Raw genomic sequence first — 21,800 nt, 5'->3', positions numbered from 1 at the left:
CTTTAACGGCGAATGAACGTGCTGGTTCATTCGATGCCGACCTGATTGCGCCCATTGTTCTTCGCCAGATACAACCCCTTGTCCGCCGCCGAGATCAATTGACGGTAATCACTGCCCGGCTGCGGGGTGATGGTCGAGAGGCCAATGCTGATGGTCAGGCTCGCACCTTCGGCCGGAACAACATGCGGGATGTTCATTCCGGCCACGGTCTGCCGGAGCTTTTCCGCGACCAGCCGCGCCCCGCCCGGCGAGGTATTGGGCAATACCAGGACGAACTCTTCGCCGCCATAGCGCGCCGGCAGATCGGATGGCCGGCTGCTGGCATCGCGGATCGCCGTGGCGACTTTGCGCAGGGCTTCGTCGCCCTCCAGATGGCCGAAGTTGTCGTTGTACAACTTGAAGTGGTCGACATCGATCATCAACAACGACAGTTGCGCCTGGTCACGCATGGCCCGGCGCCATTCCAGCTCGAGGTATTCATCGAAATGGCGGCGATTCGACAGGCCGGTCAGGCCGTCGGAGTTCATCAGTCGTTGCAGCACCAGGTTGGTGTCGAGCAACTGCTGTTGACTGACCCGCAGCGCCCGGTAGGCCGCGTCGCGCTGGATCAGGGTCATGTAGGAGCGCGAGTGATAACGAATGCGCGCGACCAGTTCGATGTTGTCCGGCAGCTTGACCAGGTAATCGTTGGCCCCCGCAGCAAACGCCGCGCTCTTGATCAGCGGGTCTTCCTTGGTCGACAGCACAATGATCGGAATGTCCTTGGTCGCCGGGTGATTGCGGTATTCGCGCACCAGCGACAGGCCGTCCAGACCGGGCATGACCAGGTCCTGCAGGATCACCGTCGGCTTGATGCGAATCGCCTGGGCGATGGCCTGGTGCGGATCGGCGCAGAAATGGAAGTCGATGTTCTCCTCGTTCGCCAGCCCGCGGCGCACGGCTTCGCCGATCATCGCCTGGTCGTCGACCAGCAGCACCATCGCGGCGTTTTCATCGGTCTTAAAGGCGTCGAGCTGTAAATCATCCATGTGCGGGCACCTGAATAAGGCAAGTACAGCTGCAATGATGAGTCATTTTGCAAAGATCTCCAGCAATCGTGGCGCTATCTTGTCCAACGGGTGAATTTCTACAGCGGCGTCGATGGCGGCGGCTGCTTTCGGCATGCCATATACCGCACTGCTGCGCTGATCCTGAGCAATGGTCAGGTAACCTTGCTGGCGCATCGATTTAAGTCCCTGGGCGCCATCGCGCCCCATGCCGGTCAGCAGCACACCCACTGCATCTCCGTTCCAGTAAGTGGCCACGCTTTCAAAGAAAACGTCGATCGAGGGTCGATAGATCTCGTTGACCGGCTCGGCGGTGTAGGCCAGCGTACCGTTCTTCAACAAACGAATGTGGTGATTGGTGCCCGCCAGCAACACCGTCCCGCTTTGTGGCGGCTCGCCTTCCTGAGCCAGGCGCACGTCCAGACCGCTGGCGCTGCCGAGCCATTCAGCCATGCCGGCCGCAAACACCTGGTCAACGTGCTGGACCAGCACGATGGCCGGCGCAAAATCGCGAGGCAGGCCCTTGAGCAAGACTTCCAGCGCCGCCGGCCCACCGGCAGAAGAACCGATCGCCACCAGGCTCTGGCGGTGTCCGGAGATGCGCGGATGGGTTGGTGCTGATTGCACGCGGTTACCGCGCTCGTCGATCAGCCAGCCGATGTTCATGATCTTGCGCAGCAGTGGCGCTGCGGCTTCTTTCGGATCGCCCGCGCCGAGGGCCGGGGTATCGACCACATCCAGCGCGCCGTGGCCCATGGCCTCGAACACGCGATGGACATTCTGCTGCCGGTCCACCGTGACAATGACGATAGCGCATGGGGTCTCGGCCATGATCCGGCGTGTTGCTTCGACGCCATCCATGACCGGCATGATCAGGTCCATCAGGATCAGGTCCGGGGTGAACTCGGCGCAACGTTGCACCGCCTCGGCGCCATTGCGGGCGACCCAGACCACCTCGTGCGCCGGCTCGAATGCCAAGGCTCGACGCAGGGCCTCCACGGCCATGGGCATATCGTTGACGATAGCGATCTTCATGCTCGCGCTCCTCCTATGAGCTCAACCACTGCATCGAGCAGCGCATCATCATGAAAGCTGGCCTTGGCTAGATAGTAGTCGGCTCCAGCGTCCAGTCCACGACGACGGTCTTCTTCGCGATCCTTGTAGGACACCACCATCACCGGCAGCGATTGCAGCCGATTGTCACGTCGCAACAACGAGACCAGCTCGATCCCGTCCATGCGCGGCATATCAATGTCGGTAATCAGCAGATCGAAATCTTCGGCACGCAGCGCGTTCCAGCCGTCCATGCCGTCAACCGCAACGGCCACGTCATAACCCCGATTGAGCAGCAGCTTGCGTTGCAACTCACGCACCGTCAGCGAGTCATCGACCACCAGAATACGTTTGCGCGCAACGATGGCGGTTTGTTGGCTGTGCCGGGCGATCCGCTCCAGGCGACCGGTATTGAGCAGTTTGTCCACCGAGCGGAGCAGGTCTTCGACGTCGACGATCAACACCACCGACCCGTCATCGAGCAAGGCGCCGGCAGAAATGTCCTGAACCTTGCCCAGCCGCTCATCCAGCGGCAGTACCACCAACGTACGCTCGCCGATAAAACGCTCGACGGCCACACCGTACACCGTGTCGCGGTCACGGATGACCACGACTTTAAGGGTCACCGGGCTGTTCTGACTCGCCGGGCGGTTGAGCAACTGGCTGGCCGCGACGAGGCCAACGTGTCGACCTTCGTGCCAGAAGTGCTGACGGCCTTCAATCTGGACGATTTCGTCCGACGCCAAATCGCACATGCGCTCGATGTGCGCCAGTGGAAAGGCATACGCCTCCTCGCCCACTTCCACCACCAAACTGCGCACCACCGACAACGTCAACGGCACCTCAAGCTGGAAGCGACTGCCCTCGCCGGCCTTCTGCTCCAGCACCACGGCGCCGCGTAACTGGCGGACCATGTGCTGGACCGCATCCAGGCCTACGCCACGACCGGACACCTCGGTAACCTTGTCGCGCAGGCTAAAGCCCGGCAGGAAGAGGAATGTCAGCAGCTCTTCTTCGCTGAGCTGCGCCGCGGTCTCGGCCGGTGACAGTTGACGCTCGACGATACTGGCGCGCACTTGTTCCAGGTCCACGCCATGGCCATCGTCGCTCAATTCCAGCAACAGCAGCCCGGCCTGGTTGGACGCGCGCAAGCGAATCAGCCCTTCGGCAGGCTTGCCGGCCAGCAGGCGTTGCTCGGGCGTTTCGATGCCGTGATCCACGGCATTGCGCAACAAATGGGTCAGCGGCGCTTCGAGTTTCTCCAGCACGTCGCGGTCGACCTGGGTCTTTTCACCCTCGATTTCCAGCCGCACCTGTTTGCCCAGGCTACGCCCCAGATCACGAACCATCCGCGCCTGCCCGGTCAGCACATCGGCAAACGGTCGCATGCGACAGGGCAGCGCCGTGTCATACAGCACCTGAGCACGTTGACTCGCCTGCCAGGCAAATTCATCAAGCTCAGCGGTTTTCTCAGCCAGCAATTGTTGCGATTCGGCCAACAGTCGCCGCGCATCACCAAGCGCCTCCAGGGCCTCAAGGCTCAGGTCTTGCCCCTTGAGGTGAACGTTGAGGTTTTCCAGGGCGCGCAGACTGTTGCTCTGCGTGCGTTTGAGACGCTGCATCGTCGCCAGGTAAGGCTTGAGACGCAGGGTTTCCACCAGCGATTTGCTCGACAGATCGAGCAGGCTGTTCAAGCGCTCGGCAGTTACCCGCAACACCCGCTCGCCGCCTTCGGTGACGCGCTTGGCTTTACGCGACGCCTCGACCGAGGCCGCCAGCGACGACTCGAGTTCCGACACCAGGTCCGGTGGCTCGACTTGCGCTGCCGCTGGCTCGGGCGGCAATAAGGGCGGCGCTACGGCTGGTGCTGCAAGCGCCAGGGGATCGAGCAGACGCCCCATCAGCACCACGTAGGCTTCGATGTCGCCCGGTGCCACGTTGGCACTGCCTGGCGTGGCGATGCGCATCAGCAAGTCCGTGCCCTGCAGCAGCGCATCAATGTGGTCGGGGCGCAGAAAAAGTCGACCTTCCTGCGCGCTGACCAGGCAATCTTCCATCACATGGGAAACGCTGACCCCGGCATCCACACCGACGATCCGCGCCGCGCCCTTGAGCGAATGCGCGGCGCGCATGCAGGCTTCCAGCTGATCGGCCTGGGTCGGGTCACGTTCCAACGCCAGCAACCCGGCGCTGAGCACCTGGGTCTGGGCCTCGGCTTCAAGACTGAAGAGTTCCAGCAGTGACGCGTCGCGCATTTGATCGGGGGTCATGTCAGGCTCCGGGTCACGGCGGACAACACCTGCTCTTCATCCAGCCAGCGCAGGCTGCGACCTCTGAATTGCAGGACGCCACGGGTGTATTTGGCGCTGGCCTGCTCGCCTGACCGGGACGCGGCATCGAGAATCCGCTCATCAATGGCGTGAATCCCGTCCACCTCGTCCACCGGCACCACCACCGGGCCGCCGTGAGCAGCAATGATCAACATGCGCGGCATGACCCGCACACCAGAGGCGACACCGGTGGTCGCGTCCAGCCCGAGCAATTCCACCAGCGACAGGCACGCCACCAGCGCGCCACGCACATTCGCCACCCCCAGCAACGCTCGTGAACGCTGATGCGGCAGCGAATGAATCGCCTGCATCGGCGCCACTTCCACCAGGCTGCGGGTGGCCAGGGCGAGCCATTCTTCGCCGAGGCGGAACATCAACAGCGAGCGCGTGACCACATCCGTTTCAACGGCAATGGATGTTTGCGCGCAGTCGTCCTGTTGCAAGGCATAGCGATCCAGCAAACGCGTCGCCGCGGCGGAATACACCGCGCAATTGCGACAGTGAATGTGTTCGATCAGCAGCGGACAGGACTTGTCGCCGTGGACACCGATACGGTTCCAGCAGTCGTCGATAGCTTGGGCATCTTCATGGGTTACGTTCAGCGAAACAGAACCGGTCATCGTTTACGCTCACTGTCAGCGGTGCGCTCATTGCGAGCGGCGCGTTCCTGCAATCGACGGGCGCCGGATGCATCCCCCTGGGACGCCAACAACACCGACAGGTGCATCAGTGCTTCGGGATGCTGCGGTTGCAAATACAGCGCCTTGCGATAAAAACCCTGGGCCTCCGGCACGTTGCCGGCGACATCACTGAGCAACCCCAGCCAGTAAAACACCTGCGCCACCGGCTCATGGTGGCGCAGGTACTCCTCGCAGGCGGCCCGCGCTTCGAGGCTTTTACCTTCGTTGGCCAGGGTTGCAATGCTTGCCAGCAGCGCGGCCGCATCGGTATTCGGTGTTTTCTCCAGGTTCGCACGCTGCACAGGTGCAACGGCGGCAAAAGGTCGGTTGCGCACCGGCGGTGCTGGAACGCTGCGCAGCGGCAAACTCACCGGCAACGGCGGTGCAATAAACACGGGGGGCGGTGCGGGTTCAGGCTCGCTGTGACGGCTGAAAGCGAAGGATTGTGGGATACCGATCGAACGCATCCCCAGGCGGCCCAGTAAACTGCCTTCGGCCGGGCCGATAAACAGCACGCCGTCTATGTGAGTCAGGCGCTTGAGCACCTGGAGAACCTGTTGCTGGGTGGGCTGATCGAAATAGATCAGCAGGTTGCGACAAAACACGAAGTCATAGGCCAGCTCATTGGCCAGCAAGGTCGGGTCCAGCAGGTTGCCCACCTGCAAACGCACCTGTTCGCGAACCCGCTCGCTGACGCGATAGCCATCGTCTTCGGTGCTGAAGTAGCGCTCGCGGAAATCGGTTTGCTGCCCACGAAAGGAGTTCTTGCCGTACAGCGCATGCTTGGCCCGTTCGACCGACAGCGGGCTGACGTCCATCCCGTCGACCTTGAACTGGTGCGGCGCAAGCCCGCCATCAAATAACGCCATGGCAATCGAATACGGTTCTTCGCCAGTCGAGCACGGCAGGCTGAGAATCCGCAGCGCGCGCATCCCCTTGATCTCCGCCAGGCGCTTGAGCGCCAGCCTGGCCAGCGTGGCAAAGGATTCCGGGTAACGGAAAAACCAGGTTTCCGGGACGATCACGGCTTCGATCAGTGCCTGTTGTTCGTCTGCCGAGACTTGCAGCCGCAGCCAGTACTCATCGGCCGTTTTCACCTGCTGCGCGGTTATGCGCTGGCGCACGGCCCGCTCGATGATCGCCGGGCCAACCGAGTTCACGTCCAGGCCGATACGTTCTTTGAGGAAGTCGAAAAAGCGCTGATCGCTGCTCATGGGCGCTCCTCAAGCATCGCCAGGTCCAGCGGCGGCGACGGGAACAGCAGCGCCCGCACCTGGGCATCCAGCAAGTCTGCGACACGAACCCATTGCAGCAGGCCTTGCGCGTCTTCACGCACCGGCCCCAAATACGGTGCCTGGCGGTTATCCAGGCCATAAGGCTGGAAGTCCGACGGGTTGCAACGCAGGGTGTCGGTGGCCTGCTCGAGAATCAGCCCGAGCAATTGCCCGGGCGTGGCGTCATCCGGCTGATATTGCACCAGCACCAATCGGGTGCTGGTGCGCGCCTGGGCCGGCTGACCGAATGCCAGCTCGCCGACATCGATTACCGGCACCACCGCGCCGCGATAGGCAAACACCCCCGCGACCCATGAAGGCGTCCCGGCAATCGGTTTGAGCGGCAGGCGCGGCAGCACTTCGGCCACTTCAATGGCTTGCAATGCATAACGCTCGTCACCGATACGAAACACCAGAAACAATGACTGCCTGGGCGCCATGCCTGCGCCGCGTTTCGCCACGAGTTCGCTCATCAGACTTTAAATCGCGAGACGCCGCTGCGCAGCCCAACGGCAACCTGGCTCAGCTCGTCGATGGCGGAACTGGCCTGACGCAAGGACTCGACCGTCTGGCTGCTGGCATCGCCCAACTGCACCAGCGCGTGGTTGATCTGTTCAGCGCCCGTGGCCTGGGCCTGCATGCCCTCGTTGACCATCAACACCCGCGGCGCCAGCGCCTGAACCTGGTGGATAATCTGCGACAGCTGCTCACCGACCTGCTGCACTTCGGACATGCCACGGCGCACTTCTTCAGAGAACTTGTCCATGCCCATGACGCCGGCCGACACCGCAGACTGGATCTCGCGAACCATCTGCTCGATGTCGTAGGTGGCGACGGCGGTCTGGTCTGCCAGACGTCGAACTTCGGTGGCGACCACGGCAAAACCGCGACCGTATTCACCGGCCTTCTCGGCCTCGATGGCGGCGTTCAGCGACAGCAGGTTGGTCTGGTCCGCGACCTTGACGATGGTCACCACCACCTGATTGATGTTGCCGGCCTTCTCGTTGAGGATCGCCAGTTTGGCATTGACCAGATCGGCTGCGCCCATCACCGAGTGCATGGTCTCTTCCATCCGCGCCAGGCCCTGCTGACCGGAACCGGCCAGCACCGAGGCCTGATCGGCGGCGGTGGAAACCTCAGTCATGGTCCGCACCAGGTCCCGCGAGGTGGCAGCAATTTCGCGCGAGGTGGCGCCGATTTCGGTGGTGGTGGCCGCGGTTTCAGTGGCAGTCGCCTGCTGCTGTTTGGAGGTGGCGGCGATTTCGGTCACCGAGGTGGTGACCTGTACCGAGGAGCGCTGCGCCTGGGACACCAGCGAGGTCAACTCGGTCATCATGTCGTTGAAGCCGGTTTCCACCGCGCCGAATTCGTCTTTGCGATCCAGGTTCAAACGGCTGCTGAGATCGCCGGTGCGCATGATGTCGAGGATCTGCACGATGCGGTTCATCGGCGCCATGATCGCGCGCATCAACAGCAGGCCACAGAGGCCAGCGGCGATGACCGCCACCAGCAAAGACACACCCATGCTGACTTTTGCCGCAGTGACCGCTTGGCGGATGGCCTCGGTGGCGACAGCGGCCTGGTCACGATTGCTATCAATCACAACATTCAACTGCTTGCGGCCATCGACCCACGCAGGCGTCAACTCCTGCTCCAGCGCCAGGCGAGCCTGTTCGTATTGTTTTTGCTGATACAGGCCGACGACTTTAGCCAACGCTTGGTTGTACGTTTGATAACGAGTCTCGAACGCTTCGAAATCGACCCGATCCTCAGTGGTGAAGATCGTCTTCCGATAATTGACCATCTCGTCTTTCAGGTGCGCCTCGGCGCCTTTGTACAGCTCCAGGTCAGCGGCACTCATGTCGCGATGTTCCGAGAGGCCAACGATCCGTTGGGTCAAGACGTAAGTGTCGACCCAGGCGCCGCGAATCATCGAGCTGTAATACAGCCCCGGAACGGCATCCGACTGGACCGTTTCCTCGCTGGACTCAATCTTCAGCAGATTGAAGAACGAGACCATGACCATCAGCAGCATGATGGCGATAATTACCGCAAAGCTCGCCAAAATGCGTTGGCGCAACGTCCAGTTCTTCACAGTCAGTCCTCGGGGCGGTTCAAATGGAGGGGAGTATAGCCGAGGGCTCGTTGCGTTTTATAAGCGGTGCATCTCAAGTAGCAACGAAACACGTGTGGCGAGGGAGCTTGCTCCCGCTGGAGCGCGTAGCGCTCCCAATATTGGCAATGACAATTCTTCAGATGGATCTCATTCGCCGGTTTTGGGGCTGCTACGCAGCCCAGCGGGAGCAAGCTCCCTCGCCACACCGTGGTGCTGCTAAGTCTCTGGCTGATCGAAGTTATCCAGCGCCCGATTCACCGCCAACTCGGCCAGGGAAATCATCTGCTGAATCGCCAGCGCGGTATTGCGTTTGGGGCCTTCAAGCTCAAACGCCAGATCGCTGGCCATGACATTCACCGAGGCGAGGGTTTCGCAGGCGTGGGCCAGCAGGGTTTCGCTGTCGACGTCGGGGGCAATGACGAAAATGCAGCCGGGGCGTCGGTCGGCCAACAACTGCTTGGTCTCGGGCAATACCAGGTAATGGTCGAGCGCACGGTGCGCGGCGGCGTGGAGTTCTTTTGAATCGAGGGAGGCGTAGGGAGAAACCGGATCGGTTTCGGGTGGATTGGGCGTGGCTTTGAACATGCTGATGCTCCTAGAGTCATGGAGCTGCCACGATTCGCTGCGAAGCAAAGGGAGGTGGCAGCTGTACGCGGGTTCGCAGACCGGGACTCTAGAACCGGCAGACCCGAAGGTCTCCCACGCACAACCGCCATAACATGAACTGACAGGCATAGAGGACACCTGCTCACGAACGGGGACGTTGTGCGTCTAGAGATTACCCAGGCTGCGAAACCCGGTCGCTGAATGGGCAGCGACACGGAAACAATAGGAGCCAGGCCCAAGACGCACAAGCCGGCGGATTCTGGCGCAGGTGTAGGCAGCGACGCAAGGCAACGTAGCCTCCGACCGAGGCTTTGGGGAAAGAATAAACAGATCAGAAATTGCGCACTGGTTTGTGCCGAGCGGAGCGTGCCCTCCGTTGGGCTGCGTAACGGTCCAAAAAGATCTTTTTCACATCAAAACCACATCAAGCCCCACAGCTGGCGACCAGAGGCTTACCGAGAGGCAGGCCTTTTTTGTGCAAAAAATCCCCTGATGAAACGTATCAGCTAGCAACAAAAAACCTACAAATCCAAAAAATTGGAATTTTTTCTTGATCTTGAAAATTCACTGACTTACAGTGAAGTCACTGTATGGATATACAGTAATTAACGAAGATTCATTTAAATAAATTCATGGATGAGGTACTCCCTATGAAAAGCAACACTGAAAAACTTGGTCAGCTTCCCCACCAGCCCAGCTTGTGGACCCGCGCCGACGCGCTGAAAGTTCACGCGGATGATCCGACCACTACCCAGCCTCTGGTCAGTGCGGATTTCCCGGTATTGAGCAACGAGGTGTTCATCTGGGACACCATGCCGCTGCGCGATATCGACGGTAACGTGGCTTCTGTCAACGGCTGGTCGGTCATTTTCACCTTGACGGCAGATCGCCACCCGAATGATCCGGAGTACATCGACGAGAACGGTAATTACGACATCATCCGAGACTGGAACGATCGTCATGGTCGGGCAAAGATGTACTACTGGTTTTCCCGCACCGGTAAAGACTGGCAGTTTGGTGGTCGCGTGATGGCGCAAGGTGTGTCTCCAACCACGCGTGAATGGGCTGGCTCCCCGATTCTGTTGAACGACCAGGGCGATGTGGATTTGTATTACACCGCCGTCACGCCGGGCGCCACGATCGTCAAGGTGCGTGGCCGCGTGGTCACTACCGAGCATGGTGTCGAGATGGTGGGCTTCAAAAAGGTTACGTCGCTGTTCGAGGCTGACGGCGAGATCTATCAGACCGAAGCGCAGAATCCGTACTGGGGCTTCCGTGATCCATGGCCATTCCGCGATCCGAAAGACGGCAAGCTGTACATGCTGTTTGAGGGCAACGTGGCCGGTGAGCGTGGTTCGCACAAGGTCGGCGAAGCTGAAATCGGCGACGTACCGCCGGGCTATGAAGATGTCGGTAACTCGCGCTTCCAAACCGCCTGTGTCGGTATCGCCGTAGCGAATGACGAAGATGGCGACGACTGGGAAATGTTGCCCCCACTGCTGACTGCAGTAGGCGTCAATGACCAGACCGAACGTCCACACTTCCTGTTTCAGGACGGCAAATACTATTTGTTCACCATCAGCCATAAATTCACTTATGCCGACGGTGTGACTGGTCCGGACGGGGTGTACGGTTTCGTCGCGGATTCGCTCTTCGGCCCTTACGTGCCACTGAACGGTTCCGGTCTGGTGCTGGGCAACCCCTCTTCCCAGCCATTTCAAACCTATTCACATTACGTGATGCCTAACGGCCTGGTGACTTCGTTCATCGACACCGTACCCACAAAGGAAAGCGACACCGGAATGCAGTACCGGGTCGGCGGCACTGAAGCGCCGACAGTGGGCATCAAGGTGAAAGGGCAGCAGACTTTCGTGGTGGCCGAATATGACTATGGTTACATTCCCCCGATGATTGATGTAACGCTGAAATAGTATCGAAGCAATATAGGGCCTTCAGGCACCGGGTTTGAATTCGATAACAAACACGTTGTGGATATGATCGAGATATCCGCGCCTGACTCATTGCGACTTGATCGGGAGCCGCATTGAACAATGCGTAACATCGACCCTTCGGAACTGGCTGCAAGGATGCAGCCAGTAACGGGTCTTCTCCCTGGCATCAGCCTGTTCAATCGCCACGCCAGGGAGCAAGCATTTGGCAACATATCGCGCACTCCCTCCAGCACCTGCCCCGCTAAGATTTCCTGACACCGCGCGCGCAACTGGTGATTGACTGAAATCTTGGCAGGGCCTAGGGTGTTTACGTCGTTTACAATGTATACACCTTCACAGGAGAGCCGCGATGGCCTCGCCCGTTTTGTCCTTTCGAGTCGAAGAAATTCTTGCCCAGCAACTGGATCAGCTTGCAGCAGCGACCGATCGCGACCGTCAGTACCACCTCAAGCGCGCACTGGTGCGTTATGTAGAAGCCGAATCCTGGCACCTGCAAGCAATCAGCGAAGGTATTGCCGATGCCGATGCTGGAAAATTGACCGATCTGGACGCCGTGAAGGCTAAGTGGGCAAATCGTGCCGAGAGTCGCACTGACCGAGAAAGCTGAGAGTGATCTGGACGCTATTCATGAACACTATTGCGGGCTGATTGGCACAGCCGCTGCCAACGATGTGGTGACAAGCATCCTCAACACCTTTAGCCAACTTGAACTGTTCCCCGGCTCCGGGCGTCCTTCACCGGTACCGGATATACGTGAGCTTGTGCTGAATCAGTTTCCATTTGTTGCACCTTATCGCCTGGTACTCGGCCAAGTGCAGATCCTGCGAATATTGCATGAACGAACCGAGCGTAATCAGGAGTGGTGACACTCTATGCAATCGGGGCTGGTGCACAAGACAAACAGCCCCTCCCATAAGCGAACATGGGAGGGACCGTCACCCGCCTCAAAACCGCGAAACACGGTGCATCGCGTCCGCCAGATAACGCATCGCAATCCGGTCACTCTCCGACAACTGCCGATACTGCTCGACGAGTTTCACCTCCTCCGAGCTGAGCCGGCGCGACCTTCGCGAGAGGCTCAAGCCTGAGAAAACCCCTAAAAACCCGATGACGCCTTGCGCTTTTTCCATGGACGATGTCCCTCTGCACGTGAACTGAAACTTCAGATACCTCATCGCCCTGTTCCTGTTTCAACCATGTATGGCACTTGCGTGAGTCCGGCTGAACGTTCACCGGTCTCAAGGGCAAAGACCGGTCATGAGCCTAAGAATAGGAACAAAAAAACGTTTGCGAGCTGTTTTTAGAGTAATTAGTCAAATAAATGAAAACACTTATTTGAAACACTATGTCGGCTTGAATGACAGCTGAATCTCCTCGGGAGACCCGCTCATGCAGTTGCACGCCTGGCGTTGCGAGTAACACGCAGCCCTGGCACGGCCTGTGGGAATTTTCCATCAAGCGCACACTCACCATTTTCGAGTTATTTCGAACGCTTTATCTTATTGGGCATCTGTTTAGAATCCGACGCGTTTGGCCGAAGGCTTGTCCGAACCTCACATTTTGATCCGAATCGCAGCCAGGAACGCCGCGGGATCGTCCACCACAGGTTGTCCTATGCACCGCAGGAATTTGCTCAAAGCCTCCATGGCCATCGCTGCCTACACCGGCCTTTCGGCCACTGGATTGTTGGCCGCGCGGGCCTGGGCCGGGACGGCCGATGGCGAGGCCCAGACCTTCGACTTCGAGGCGTTGCAGGCCCAAGCCAAGCAACTGGCCAGCAGTGGGTATGCCGACACCAAGCAGGTGTTGCCGCCGACGCTGGCGAACATGACGCCGCAGCAGTTCAACGCGATTCAGTACGACGCCAGACACTCGCTGTGGAATGACCTGAACGGGCAACTCGACGTGCAGTTCTTCCACGTCGGCATGGGTTTCAAACAACCGGTGCGCATGTACAGCGTCGACCCCAAGACCCGTCAGGCGCGGGAAGTGCATTTCCACCCGTCCCTGTTCAATTACCAGAACAGCGGCGTCGATACCGCGCAGCTCAAGGGCGACCTGGGCTTTGCCGGGTTCAAGCTGTTCAAGGCCCCGGAGCTGGATAAACATGACGTGGTGTCGTTCCTTGGCGCCAGCTACTTCCGTGCGGTGGATAACACCGGCCAGTACGGTTTGTCGGCCCGTGGCCTGGCAATCGACACCTATGCGAAGAAACGCGAAGAGTTTCCGGACTTCACCAAGTTCTGGTTTGAAACCCCGGACAAGGACAGCACCCGCTTCGTGGTTTATGCCCTGCTCGACTCGCCAAGTGCCACCGGTGCCTACCGCTTTGACATCGACTGCCAGGCCAATCAGGTGGTGATGGCCATCGACGCACACGTCAATGCGCGCACAGCCATCGAGCAACTCGGTATCGCGCCGATGACCAGCATGTTCAGCTGCGGCACTCACGAGCGGCGCATGTGCGACACCCTTCACCCGCAGATCCACGACTCGGATCGGCTGGCCATGTGGCGCGGCAACGGCGAGTGGATCTGCCGTCCGCTGAATAACCCGGCGACCCTGCAATTCAACGCCTTTGCCGACACGGACCCGAAAGGCTTTGGTCTGGTGCAGACCGACCATGAGTTCGACAGTTATCAGGACACCGTCGATTGGTACAGCAAGCGCCCGAGCCTGTGGGTCGAGCCGACTACCGCCTGGGGCGAAGGCTCTGTCGATTTGTTGGAAATCCCGACCACCGGCGAAACCCTGGACAACATCGTGGCCTTCTGGACCCCGAAAAAACCGGTGGCTGCAGGCGACTCGCTGAACTACGGCTACAAGCTCTACTGGAGCGCCCTGCCACCCGTTGGCACGCCGCTGGCGCGGGTTAATGCCACGCGTTCGGGCATGGGCGGTTTCGTCGAAGGCTGGGCCCCCGGCGAGCACTATCCGAAAGTCTGGGCGCGGCGTTTTGCGGTCGACTTTACCGGCGGCGGACTGGATCGCTTGCCTGAAGGCACCGGCATCGAACCGGTGGTCACGGCGTCGAGCGGCCAGGTCAAGGATTTCAACGTGCTGGCGCTGGATGACATCAAAGGCTATCGAATCACCTTCGACTGGGTCCCGACCGATGACAGCGTGGCGCCGGTAGAACTGCGGTTGTTCATCCGCACTCATGACCGGACGTTGAGCGAGACCTGGCTGTATCAGTATTTCCCGCCTGCGCCGGACAAGCGCAAGTACCCGGATTGGGCGGCCTCTTGAGGTAAGTGGATTCCGAGCCGGCCCCATCGTCGGATCGCCGCCCGGAGCCGGCTCGCTCCCACATTTGAGCGGAGTGAACACTGATTTTGTGTGCACCCAAATCCAATGCGGGAGCGCCCTGGATCCGGGGCTTGCAGCCGGAAAATCAGTCCACCACGTTATGCAAGACCTGATAAATAAGTCCGGTTGCGAGGGTCACCAGGATCAGGTCTGTACCGACTTGCTGCCATTCATAGCCCTCATAGCGAGGCAGCCTTTCCAGCATCCTGCCGTCCAGCTTTTTGGCGATTCCTGGTGGCAGAGGTTTTCCTTGGGCAATCTTCTTTTGAATGCCAGGCGGTAGCGCTGGACCAGGCGACCAATAATCACGACTGTTGCCGACGATGATTCGAACACCGCCTACGTCGACTTGCGGGCCTCCGTATCCACCCCCCTGCTGATAGTTCTGGGATTTGTTGCCTTTGTGCCCGTTACCGTGCGGGTTGCCGTTCCCATTGCCAGGATCTGCGTACAGAGCCGTTGAGCCACACAAAAGTGTGATGCTTGTCAAAAAAGCTACAACTGAACGAGTCGTCATATCCGTAATCCCCTTGTCGTAGTGCCTTCTGTCGGGAGCCTGAGAACTATAGACAGGGATAGGCGTCCTATTTCATACAAACCTACCCTGATCGATGGAAGCAATCATGCTTTTAAAAAAATCGAACCTTTTCGCTGTGATGTCATGCGTCATGATGCTGGCTGCTGCGCCTTTACTCCCCACCAGCTTTGCTTATGCAAAAGACGGGGGAAGCCACGGTAGCGGTGCTGGTGGTGGTGCTGGCGGTGCTGGCAACGGCGCAGGTCACGGCGGCGGCATCGGCAATGGCGGCCGCGCAGAAGGTCATTCTGCTGAAGCTGGCGACAATGGCCGTGCTGAAGGTAAAGAAGCCGATCATGACGGCCGAGCGGTCAGAGATCATGGCCTAAGCGGTCTTAAGGAAGGTCAGGAAACCGATCATGACGGGCGCGCAGTCAGGGACCACGGCATCAAAGGCCATCACACTGGCCTCGCTCGTAATGCCCATAAAGGCCACGGCGTGGCTACGTCCGGGATTGCACATGCCAAAACCACGCACGGCCTGACCAAGGCCACTGCGATCTCAGCCACCACGCCAGGCGATCACAACACAAAGGGCTTGAGTAAGGCGGTCACTTCGAGCACCAAACTGGATCAGTAAACCCGACCCTTTGTCGTCGCGAGAGCCTTTGCGTGCTCTCGTGCGACGCACAAGGCCCACCGCCCACGCGGTGCTGTTCACTGAAGAAAAAACGCCGCTTGTCCCTCAATGGGAAAGCGGCGTTTTTTTATTGGCTTGCACCGTACGGATCAGTCACGTAAATCCGACTCATGGATCGGCTGATCGCGGCTCGTTGCCCGTTGGTACTGCGCCGGCCAGATGGCCTTGCGTCCGCCCAGGTCATCGTCGGCGTGCAACGGCCAGTACGGGTCACGCAATAGCTCACGAGCCAGCAGGATAATGTCGGCCTGACAGGTGCGCAGAATGTGTTCGGCTTGCGCAGGCTCGGTAATCAATCCGACGGTGCCGGTGGCAATCCCTGACTCCTTGCGCACACGCTCGGCAAACCGCGTCTGATAACCCGGCCCGGTCGGGATCTCCGCATTCGCCGCAGTGCCGCCGGACGACACGTCGACCAGATCGACCCCCAACGCTTTCAAGCGCCGCGCCAGCTCCACGGTTTCATCCGGGTTCCAGCCATCTTCAACCCAATCGGTGGCCGATACGCGAACGAACAAGGGCAACTCTTCAGGCCAGACCGCGCGTACCGCCTCGGTCACTTCCAGCACCAGCCGAATGCGGTTTTCGAAAGACCCGCCGTACTGATCACGGCGCTGATTGCTCAACGGCGACAGAAACTGATGCAGCAGATAGCCATGAGCCGCGTGCACTTCAACCACTTTGAAGCCTGCGGTCAGTGCACGTTTGGCCGACTCGACGAACGCCTGAATCACCTCGGCGATCTGCACCTCGGTCAGTGGTGTGGGGGGCGTGTGCTGAGGGTCGAAGGCTATCGGCGAGGGGCCGACCGGGGTCCAGCCGCCATCCGCGGGTTTGACACTGCCATGTTTGCCCAGCCACGGCCGGTGAGTGCTGGCCTTGCGTCCGGCATGCGCCAGTTGAATTCCGGCAACGGCGCCTTGGGCGGTGATAAAGCGGGTGATGCGTTGCAGTGGTTCGATCTGTTCATCGTTCCACAGGCCCAGGTCCTGAGCGGTGATCCGCCCCTCGGCGGTGACTGCCGTGGCTTCGGTAAATACCAGGCCGGCCCCGCCCACGGCACGGCTGCCGAGGTGGACCAGATGCCAGTCATTGGCCAGTCCGTCGACGCTGGAGTATTGGCACATCGGCGATACCGCGATGCGGTTGAGCAGGGTCAATTGACGAAGGGTATACGGTTCAAGCAGCAGACTCATGGGGCACCTCTCAAATCAGTGGGCAGGCTCCAGGGTTCTGTTTGAATAGTCGACGAGTGACAGGAAAGGATGCGGCACCCGCCCCCGCGGGTAAAAAAATGGACAAAACGTCACAAGGCCAATCAAGCAGTGATTAGAGCCTAGTCGACATCGGGGGATCAGGGAGGGTTCAAGAAATGAAAGCGCATAGTCTGAGTGCAACATCAAACCTGTGGCGAGGGAGCTTGCTCCCGCTGGGGCGCGGAGCGGCCCCAAATGCGTTTTGCCTGACGCATGTCGGTAAATGGTTTTACGACTGCTGCGCCCGAGCGCGGACCGGCCGGCGGGAGCAAGCTCCCTCGCCACAAAGGCCCCGTTGAATTTTCTGCTGGAACCGGGCTCAGCGCGGTTCGATATGGGCAATCATCAGCTGAACGGTTTCCTGGCCGCGGAATTCGTTGACGTCGAGTTTGTAGGCCAGCTCGACCCAGCGAATGGTCGGATTCGGCCAGACGTCGCGGTCGATGCCAAACGCAATGCCGTCGAGCTTCACCGAACCGCATTCGCTTTTCAGCACCACCTTGAGGTGGCGTTCACCGACCACGCGCTGCTCGACCAACTGGAACACCCCGTGAAACAGCGGCTCCGGGAAGTGTTGGCCCCAGGGACCGGCATGGCGCAGGGCGCGGGCCAGTTCCAGATGAAACTCTTCGACCGCCAGGGTGCCGTCCGATAGCAATCGCCCGGTCAGGTCCTCTTCACGCATTTGCCGGCGAACTTCAGCGTCGAAGGCCTCGGCGAACAATGGAAAATTCGCTTCCGGTAACGTCAGGCCCGCCGCCATGGCGTGACCACCGTACTTGCTGATCAGTGTCGGATGTTGCGCCGCCACCACACTCAAGGCGTCACGAATATGAAAACCCTGCACGGAGCGCCCCGAGCCCTTGAGCATGCCGTCGCCTGCATCGGCAAAGGCGATGGTCGGACGGAAATAGCGCTCTTTCATACGCGAAGCGAGGATCCCGATGACACCCTGGTGCCACTCGGGGTCGAACAGGCACAGGCCAAACGGCATCGACTCCAGCGGCAAGTCCTTGAGCTGGGCCAACGCTTCGCGCTGCATGCCCTGCTCGATGGATTTGCGGTCCTGATTCATCCCGTCGAGCTGCGCGGCCATCTCACGGGCCAGCGCCACGTCTTCGGTCAGCAGGCATTCGATGCCCAGGCTCATGTCGTCCAGACGTCCCGCCGCGTTCAGGCGCGGGCCGAGGATGAACCCCAGGTCGGTCGAGGTGATACGCGAGTGATCACGCTTGGCCACCTCTAGAATGGCCTTGATGCCCGGCCGAGCCCGACCGGCGCGAATCCGCTCCAGGCCCTGATGCACCAGGATCCGGTTGTTGGCATCCAGTGGCACCACGTCGGCGACGCTGCCGAGCGCCACCAGATCCAGCAACTCACCGATGTTCGGCTGCGGCCTGCTCTCGTACCAGCCCAGGCTGCGCAAGCGTGCACGCAACGCCATCAGCACATAGAAAATCACCCCGACCCCGGCCAGCGCCTTGCTCGGGAATTCACAACCTGGCTGGTTCGGATTGACGATGGCATCGGCCAACGGCAGTTCGTCACCGGGCAAGTGGTGATCGGTGACCAGCACCTTGAGCCCGGCCTTTTTCGCCGCCGTCACGCCCTCGACGCTGGATATGCCGTTGTCCACGGTGATCAGCAACTGTGGTTGACGTTCCAGCGCCACCGCGACGATTTCCGGGGTCAGGCCGTAGCCGTATTCAAAGCGGTTGGGCACCAGATAATCGACATGGGCCGCGCCCAGCAGACGCAGTCCCAACAGGCCAACGGTGCTCGCTGTAGCACCATCGGCATCGAAATCGCCAACGATCAGAATCCGTTGACGCTGCTCCAGCGCCACCACCAGCAAGTCCACCGCAGCCTCGATGCCCTTGAGCTGTTGATACGGGATCAAGCGCGCCAGGCTCTTGTCCAGCTCCGCCTCCGACTGCACACCCCGCGCCGCGTATAAACGGGTCAACAGGGGTGGAATATCACCGAGGAATGGCAGGGTGTCGGGCAATAGGCGAGGTTCGATGCGCATGGGGTGACAGGTGCTTCTCTTGAATACGTAGGATAAAACCGGGTGATGCGATCCTGCGGCGAAAAATCAGCCGCGCTCGCCGGCCAACCATTGCAGCTGGACTTCGTGTTGACCACGGTCGTCGGTGACGAAGATCGTCCCTTCGCTGATCATCACGTCCCACTTGATAACGCGGGGCATGTCCTTGGCCAGGGTTTCCAGGACTTCCTGAGGCACCGCAGCGATGTTGACGTTTTTCAGGTTTTTTACCGCCGGAACCACCTTGGTTTCCCAAACGCGCAAGCTGCCATAGGCCAACAGGCTGGTGCGTTCGGTACGACGCGAGCACCAGGTCAGGCGATCGGCGTCTGGCTGGCCGACTTCGATCCAGTGCAGAACGCGGTCATCCAGGCTCTTTTCCCACAGGGCTGGCTCGTCCACTTCCGACAGACCACGGCCAAAGGACAGCTGCTCGTTGTACCAGAGGGCGTAGGCCAACAGCCGCACAGTCATGCGCTCTTCGGTTTCCGAAGGGTGGCGGGCGATGGTCTGCTTGACGCTCTCGTACACGCTGCGGTCGAGGTCGGTAAGGTTCAGTTCAAACTTGTAGGTCGTGGACGGCTGGGCCATGAACGGGCTTCTTGATACGAGGAAAGGCGGCAAGTCTAACCGATGCCGGGTCAATCAACGAAACATGACCGCCATCAAGCTCGGGCGATGAGGCTCGGGCTATGCTAAAACGCTGTATTGATTCAGTCTTTGTCCTACAGGATTACCCATGCCGCTCACTGCCAAACCCCTTGCCGGCCTGAAAGTCATCGAGCTCGGCACCTTGATCGCCGGCCCTTTCRCCTCGCGTATTTGTGCCGAGTTCGGCGCCGAAGTAATCAAGATCGAATCTCCGGATGGCGGTGATCCGTTGCGCAAGTGGCGCAAACTCTACGAGGGCACTTCGCTGTGGTGGTTCGTCCAGGCGCGCAACAAGAAGTCCCTGACGCTGAACCTCAAGCACCCCGACGGCCTGGCAATCCTCAAGCAGTTGCTCAGCGAAGCCGACATCCTGATCGAAAATTTCCGCCCCGGCGTGCTGGAAAAACTCGGCCTGGGCTGGGAAGTGCTGCATGCGCTGAACCCAAAACTGGTGATGGTCCGTCTGTCCGGCTTTGGCCAAACAGGGCCGATGAAGGATCAACCGGGCTTCGGCGCGGTGGGCGAGTCCATGGGCGGTTTGCGTTACATCACCGGCTTCGAGGACCGACCGCCGGTGCGCACCGGGATTTCCATCGGTGACTCGATTGCCGCGCTCTGGGGCGTGATCGGCGCGCTGATGGCCTTGCGTCACCGCGAGGTCAACGGTGGTCAGGGGCAAGTGGTGGACGTGGCGCTGTACGAAGCGATCTTCGCCATGATGGAAAGCATGGTCCCGGAATTCGATGTGTTCGGGTTTATCCGCGAGCGCACCGGCAACATCATGCCCGGCATCACGCCCTCCTCCATCCACACCAGCGCCGACGGCAAGCACGTGCAGATCGGTGCCAATGGCGATGCGATCTTCAAGCGCTTCATGCAGACCATTGGCCGCGACGACCTGGCCAACGATCCAGCGCTTGCCAGCAACGATGGCCGCGATAGCCGTCGTGATGAACTGTATGGGGTCATTGATCGCTGGGTCAGTTCGTTGCCGCTGGATGCGGTGATCGAGCAGTTGAACCAGGCCGAAGTGCCAGCCAGCCGGATCTTCAGCGCCGAAGACATGTTCAGCGACCCGCAATTTCTCGCGCGGGAAATGTTCCTGCAAGCCAAGCTGCCCGATGGAAAAGACTTCAAGATGCCAGGCATCGTGCCGAAACTCTCGGAAACACCGGGCGCTTGCGAATGGGTTGGAGCGGAGCTGGGTGAACATAACGTGCAGGTGTTGAGCGAGCTTGGCTATGACGTGGAACAGATCGCGCAACTGCGTGCAGATGGGGCTATCTAAACTGCAAGGGTTGTCAGCCATTCGCAGAGGCGCGGCGCAGTACCTTCGAGTGCTGGGTTTCGGCACAGCCCTAGCATGCCTGCTGGCAATCCCCCCCGTAGCTCAAGCCAAGGACACGTTGATCTGGTTGCTGCGCGATCTGCCGCCGTTGACGATTGTCGACGGGCCGCAAAAAAGCCAGGGCGTGATCGACCGGTATTTACCGCTATTGATCGCCAGCATGCCCGAGTACCAACACACAACCTTTCAGGTCAACCGCGCACGCGGCATGCAAATGCTCCTGGAACCCAGCTTCACCTGCGACCCTTCGCTGCTGTGGAGCGCGGAACGGGCAAAACGGATCGTCTACTCCATCGCGGCCTATCGAATCCCTGGCAACGGCATTGTGATACGCCATGCGGACCGCGAAGCACTTGCGCCCTTCATCATCGGCAACAGCGTCGATCTGGAGCGGTTGCTGGCGCATCAGGACAAGAAACTGGGAGTGGTCGCCGAACGCAGTTACGGCCAGGTCGTTGACCGCCTGCTGCAACAGGCACCGAGCAACAGCCTGGCAGCCCATTACGGTAACGATGCCCTTGGCAGTCTGCTGCAAATGCAGCGCCTGGGCCGTTTGACCGCCCTGCTGGGTTACTGGTCGGAGATTCGTTATCAGGCCCGACAGCAAGGCATATCGCTCGATGATCTGGAGTTCTACGCGATTCGCGGCACGGACAAGTACCAGTCGATTCACATTGCCTGCTCGGACACCGAGCAGGGCCGTCAGGCCATCACTCACATCAACAAAATATTGCGCGGACCGGGGCAGACCAGGCTGGTCGAGCTTTACGCACAATGGCTCGACCCGAAAATGCGCAGTGAGTACCTGGAAGATGCCAAGAGGTTTTTCCAGAATGAGACACCCTGACCAAACGCCAGGCAAAAGAAACCCCGAGAAGTGGGGAAACGACTCGGGGTTAAACGTGGCCTACAAGG

20 protein-coding genes are annotated in these 21,800 nt (G+C 59.9%); 7 read left to right on the top strand and 13 right to left on the bottom strand.

Features of this window, described 5'->3' with window-relative positions; genetic code table 11:
* Positions 1 to 26 precede the first annotated feature (26 nt).
* The 8 genes from AC1DIH_RS24740 to AC1DIH_RS24705 form a co-directional block, all read right to left on the bottom strand.
* Positions 27 to 1,028 carry a response regulator gene (locus AC1DIH_RS24740; RefSeq protein WP_216744758.1) on the bottom strand — a complete coding sequence of 334 codons (1,002 nt, stop codon included), beginning with the start codon at positions 1,026 to 1,028 and terminating at the stop codon, positions 27 to 29.
* Positions 1,029 to 1,070: 42 nt separating this feature from the next.
* Positions 1,071 to 2,081, bottom strand: a complete 1,011-nt coding sequence (gene cheB, locus AC1DIH_RS24735) for a chemotaxis-specific protein-glutamate methyltransferase CheB (protein ID WP_477773634.1) — start codon at positions 2,079 to 2,081, stop codon at positions 1,071 to 1,073.
* On the bottom strand, positions 2,078 to 4,369 hold the full coding sequence (locus AC1DIH_RS24730) for a response regulator (RefSeq protein WP_477773633.1): 2,292 nt from the start codon (positions 4,367 to 4,369) through the stop codon (positions 2,078 to 2,080). The genes cheB and AC1DIH_RS24730 overlap by 4 nt, the downstream gene beginning before the upstream one ends.
* Positions 4,366 to 5,049, bottom strand: coding sequence for a chemotaxis protein CheW (locus AC1DIH_RS24725; RefSeq protein WP_477773632.1), 684 nt, complete (start codon positions 5,047 to 5,049; stop codon positions 4,366 to 4,368). Before AC1DIH_RS24725 ends, AC1DIH_RS24730 begins: the two co-directional genes overlap by 4 nt.
* Positions 5,046 to 6,323, bottom strand: a complete 1,278-nt coding sequence (locus AC1DIH_RS24720; RefSeq protein ID WP_477773631.1) for a CheR family methyltransferase — start codon at positions 6,321 to 6,323, stop codon at positions 5,046 to 5,048. The genes AC1DIH_RS24725 and AC1DIH_RS24720 overlap by 4 nt, the downstream gene beginning before the upstream one ends.
* The gene (locus AC1DIH_RS24715; protein ID WP_477773630.1) at positions 6,320 to 6,856 is read right to left on the bottom strand and encodes a chemotaxis protein CheW; all 537 of its coding nucleotides are present in this window, start codon (positions 6,854 to 6,856) and stop codon (positions 6,320 to 6,322) included. Before AC1DIH_RS24715 ends, AC1DIH_RS24720 begins: the two co-directional genes overlap by 4 nt.
* Complete coding sequence (locus AC1DIH_RS24710) at positions 6,856 to 8,478, bottom strand: methyl-accepting chemotaxis protein (RefSeq protein ID WP_477773629.1); 1,623 nt, start codon at positions 8,476 to 8,478, stop codon at positions 6,856 to 6,858. The genes AC1DIH_RS24715 and AC1DIH_RS24710 overlap by 1 nt, the downstream gene beginning before the upstream one ends.
* Positions 8,479 to 8,715: 237 nt before the next feature.
* Positions 8,716 to 9,084, bottom strand: coding sequence for a DUF6124 family protein (locus AC1DIH_RS24705; protein WP_477773628.1), 369 nt, complete (start codon positions 9,082 to 9,084; stop codon positions 8,716 to 8,718).
* Between the two features lie 671 nt (positions 9,085 to 9,755).
* Here AC1DIH_RS24705 and AC1DIH_RS24700 point away from each other — a divergent pair.
* From AC1DIH_RS24700 to AC1DIH_RS24690, 3 genes are all read left to right on the top strand, one after another.
* Entirely contained in the window at positions 9,756 to 11,036 is a 1,281-nt protein-coding gene (locus AC1DIH_RS24700) for a glycoside hydrolase family 68 protein (RefSeq protein ID WP_427532996.1), read from the top strand.
* Positions 11,037 to 11,406: 370 nt separating this feature from the next.
* Entirely contained in the window at positions 11,407 to 11,664 is a 258-nt protein-coding gene (locus tag AC1DIH_RS24695) for a CopG family ribbon-helix-helix protein (protein ID WP_477769089.1), read from the top strand.
* Positions 11,633 to 11,923, top strand: a complete 291-nt coding sequence (locus tag AC1DIH_RS24690) for a type II toxin-antitoxin system RelE/ParE family toxin (RefSeq protein ID WP_477773627.1) — start codon at positions 11,633 to 11,635, stop codon at positions 11,921 to 11,923. Before AC1DIH_RS24695 ends, AC1DIH_RS24690 begins: the two co-directional genes overlap by 32 nt.
* 78 nt (positions 11,924 to 12,001) lie before the next feature.
* On the opposite strand, the gene AC1DIH_RS24685 is transcribed toward AC1DIH_RS24690, so the two are convergent.
* Positions 12,002 to 12,187, bottom strand: coding sequence for a hypothetical protein (locus AC1DIH_RS24685; protein ID WP_477773626.1), 186 nt, complete (start codon positions 12,185 to 12,187; stop codon positions 12,002 to 12,004).
* Between the two features lie 484 nt (positions 12,188 to 12,671).
* On the opposite strand from AC1DIH_RS24685, the gene AC1DIH_RS24680 reads away from it, so the two are divergent.
* Positions 12,672 to 14,306, top strand: coding sequence for a glucan biosynthesis protein D (locus AC1DIH_RS24680; protein ID WP_477773625.1), 1,635 nt, complete (start codon positions 12,672 to 12,674; stop codon positions 14,304 to 14,306).
* A gap of 145 nt (positions 14,307 to 14,451) precedes the next feature.
* Here AC1DIH_RS24680 and AC1DIH_RS24675 read toward each other — a convergent pair whose 3' ends face one another.
* On the bottom strand, positions 14,452 to 14,883 hold the full coding sequence (locus AC1DIH_RS24675; protein WP_477773624.1) for an anti-virulence regulator CigR family protein: 432 nt from the start codon (positions 14,881 to 14,883) through the stop codon (positions 14,452 to 14,454).
* 106 nt (positions 14,884 to 14,989) lie between these two features.
* Between AC1DIH_RS24675 and AC1DIH_RS24670 the strand changes: the two genes are divergently transcribed.
* Positions 14,990 to 15,523: a hypothetical protein gene (locus tag AC1DIH_RS24670; RefSeq protein WP_477773623.1), complete on the top strand. Its 534-nt coding sequence runs from the start codon at positions 14,990 to 14,992 to the stop codon at positions 15,521 to 15,523.
* A gap of 149 nt (positions 15,524 to 15,672) precedes the next feature.
* Here the strand turns inward: AC1DIH_RS24670 and AC1DIH_RS24665 are convergent, their stop codons facing one another.
* From AC1DIH_RS24665 to AC1DIH_RS24655, 3 genes are all read right to left on the bottom strand, one after another.
* Positions 15,673 to 16,779, bottom strand: a complete 1,107-nt coding sequence (locus tag AC1DIH_RS24665) for an NADH:flavin oxidoreductase/NADH oxidase (RefSeq protein ID WP_477773622.1) — start codon at positions 16,777 to 16,779, stop codon at positions 15,673 to 15,675.
* A 379-nt stretch (positions 16,780 to 17,158) separates the two neighbouring features.
* Positions 17,159 to 18,868 carry a single-stranded-DNA-specific exonuclease RecJ gene (gene recJ, locus AC1DIH_RS24660; RefSeq protein ID WP_477773621.1) on the bottom strand — a complete coding sequence of 570 codons (1,710 nt, stop codon included), beginning with the start codon at positions 18,866 to 18,868 and terminating at the stop codon, positions 17,159 to 17,161.
* A gap of 66 nt (positions 18,869 to 18,934) precedes the next feature.
* Positions 18,935 to 19,477 (bottom strand): YaeQ family protein, encoded by a 543-nt coding sequence (locus AC1DIH_RS24655; RefSeq protein ID WP_019692025.1) that lies wholly within the window; start codon positions 19,475 to 19,477, stop codon positions 18,935 to 18,937.
* 148 nt (positions 19,478 to 19,625) lie between these two features.
* Here AC1DIH_RS24655 and AC1DIH_RS24650 point away from each other — a divergent pair, with 148 nt between their 5' ends.
* Together AC1DIH_RS24650 and AC1DIH_RS24645 are read left to right on the top strand one after the other, a co-directional pair.
* On the top strand, positions 19,626 to 20,825 hold the full coding sequence (locus tag AC1DIH_RS24650; protein WP_477773620.1) for a CaiB/BaiF CoA transferase family protein: 1,200 nt from the start codon (positions 19,626 to 19,628) through the stop codon (positions 20,823 to 20,825).
* Positions 20,779 to 21,732: a TIGR02285 family protein gene (locus AC1DIH_RS24645; protein ID WP_477773619.1), complete on the top strand. Its 954-nt coding sequence runs from the start codon at positions 20,779 to 20,781 to the stop codon at positions 21,730 to 21,732. Before AC1DIH_RS24650 ends, AC1DIH_RS24645 begins: the two co-directional genes overlap by 47 nt.
* Positions 21,733 to 21,800: the final 68 nt, after the last annotated feature.

It is taken from the genome of Pseudomonas sp. 05N36 (assembly GCF_056397385.1).
Note: the sequence above shows the minus strand (reverse complement) of the source record. Positions and strands in the feature narration are given on the sequence as shown.

What these genes read in the sequence shown, in the direction of transcription:
- AC1DIH_RS24740 (WP_216744758.1), bottom strand. Translation starts at nt 1,028, where the DNA reads ATGGATGATTTACAGCTCGACGCCTTTAAGACCGATGAAAACGCCGCG.
- cheB (WP_477773634.1), bottom strand. Translation starts at nt 2,081, where the DNA reads ATGAAGATCGCTATCGTCAACGATATGCCCATGGCCGTGGAGGCCCTG.
- AC1DIH_RS24730 (WP_477773633.1), bottom strand. Translation starts at nt 4,369, where the DNA reads ATGACCCCCGATCAAATGCGCGACGCGTCACTGCTGGAACTCTTCAGT.
- AC1DIH_RS24725 (WP_477773632.1), bottom strand. Translation starts at nt 5,049, where the DNA reads ATGACCGGTTCTGTTTCGCTGAACGTAACCCATGAAGATGCCCAAGCT.
- AC1DIH_RS24720 (WP_477773631.1), bottom strand. Translation starts at nt 6,323, where the DNA reads ATGAGCAGCGATCAGCGCTTTTTCGACTTCCTCAAAGAACGTATCGGC.
- AC1DIH_RS24715 (WP_477773630.1), bottom strand. Translation starts at nt 6,856, where the DNA reads ATGAGCGAACTCGTGGCGAAACGCGGCGCAGGCATGGCGCCCAGGCAG.
- AC1DIH_RS24705 (WP_477773628.1), bottom strand. Translation starts at nt 9,084, where the DNA reads ATGTTCAAAGCCACGCCCAATCCACCCGAAACCGATCCGGTTTCTCCC.
- AC1DIH_RS24700 (WP_427532996.1), top strand. Translation starts at nt 9,756, where the DNA reads ATGAAAAGCAACACTGAAAAACTTGGTCAGCTTCCCCACCAGCCCAGC.
- AC1DIH_RS24695 (WP_477769089.1), top strand. Translation starts at nt 11,407, where the DNA reads ATGGCCTCGCCCGTTTTGTCCTTTCGAGTCGAAGAAATTCTTGCCCAG.
- AC1DIH_RS24685 (WP_477773626.1), bottom strand. Translation starts at nt 12,187, where the DNA reads ATGGAAAAAGCGCAAGGCGTCATCGGGTTTTTAGGGGTTTTCTCAGGC.
- AC1DIH_RS24680 (WP_477773625.1), top strand. Translation starts at nt 12,672, where the DNA reads ATGCACCGCAGGAATTTGCTCAAAGCCTCCATGGCCATCGCTGCCTAC.
- AC1DIH_RS24675 (WP_477773624.1), bottom strand. Translation starts at nt 14,883, where the DNA reads ATGACGACTCGTTCAGTTGTAGCTTTTTTGACAAGCATCACACTTTTG.
- AC1DIH_RS24670 (WP_477773623.1), top strand. Translation starts at nt 14,990, where the DNA reads ATGCTTTTAAAAAAATCGAACCTTTTCGCTGTGATGTCATGCGTCATG.
- AC1DIH_RS24665 (WP_477773622.1), bottom strand. Translation starts at nt 16,779, where the DNA reads ATGAGTCTGCTGCTTGAACCGTATACCCTTCGTCAATTGACCCTGCTC.
- recJ (WP_477773621.1), bottom strand. Translation starts at nt 18,868, where the DNA reads ATGCGCATCGAACCTCGCCTATTGCCCGACACCCTGCCATTCCTCGGT.
- AC1DIH_RS24655 (WP_019692025.1), bottom strand. Translation starts at nt 19,477, where the DNA reads ATGGCCCAGCCGTCCACGACCTACAAGTTTGAACTGAACCTTACCGAC.
- AC1DIH_RS24645 (WP_477773619.1), top strand. Translation starts at nt 20,779, where the DNA reads ATGACGTGGAACAGATCGCGCAACTGCGTGCAGATGGGGCTATCTAAA.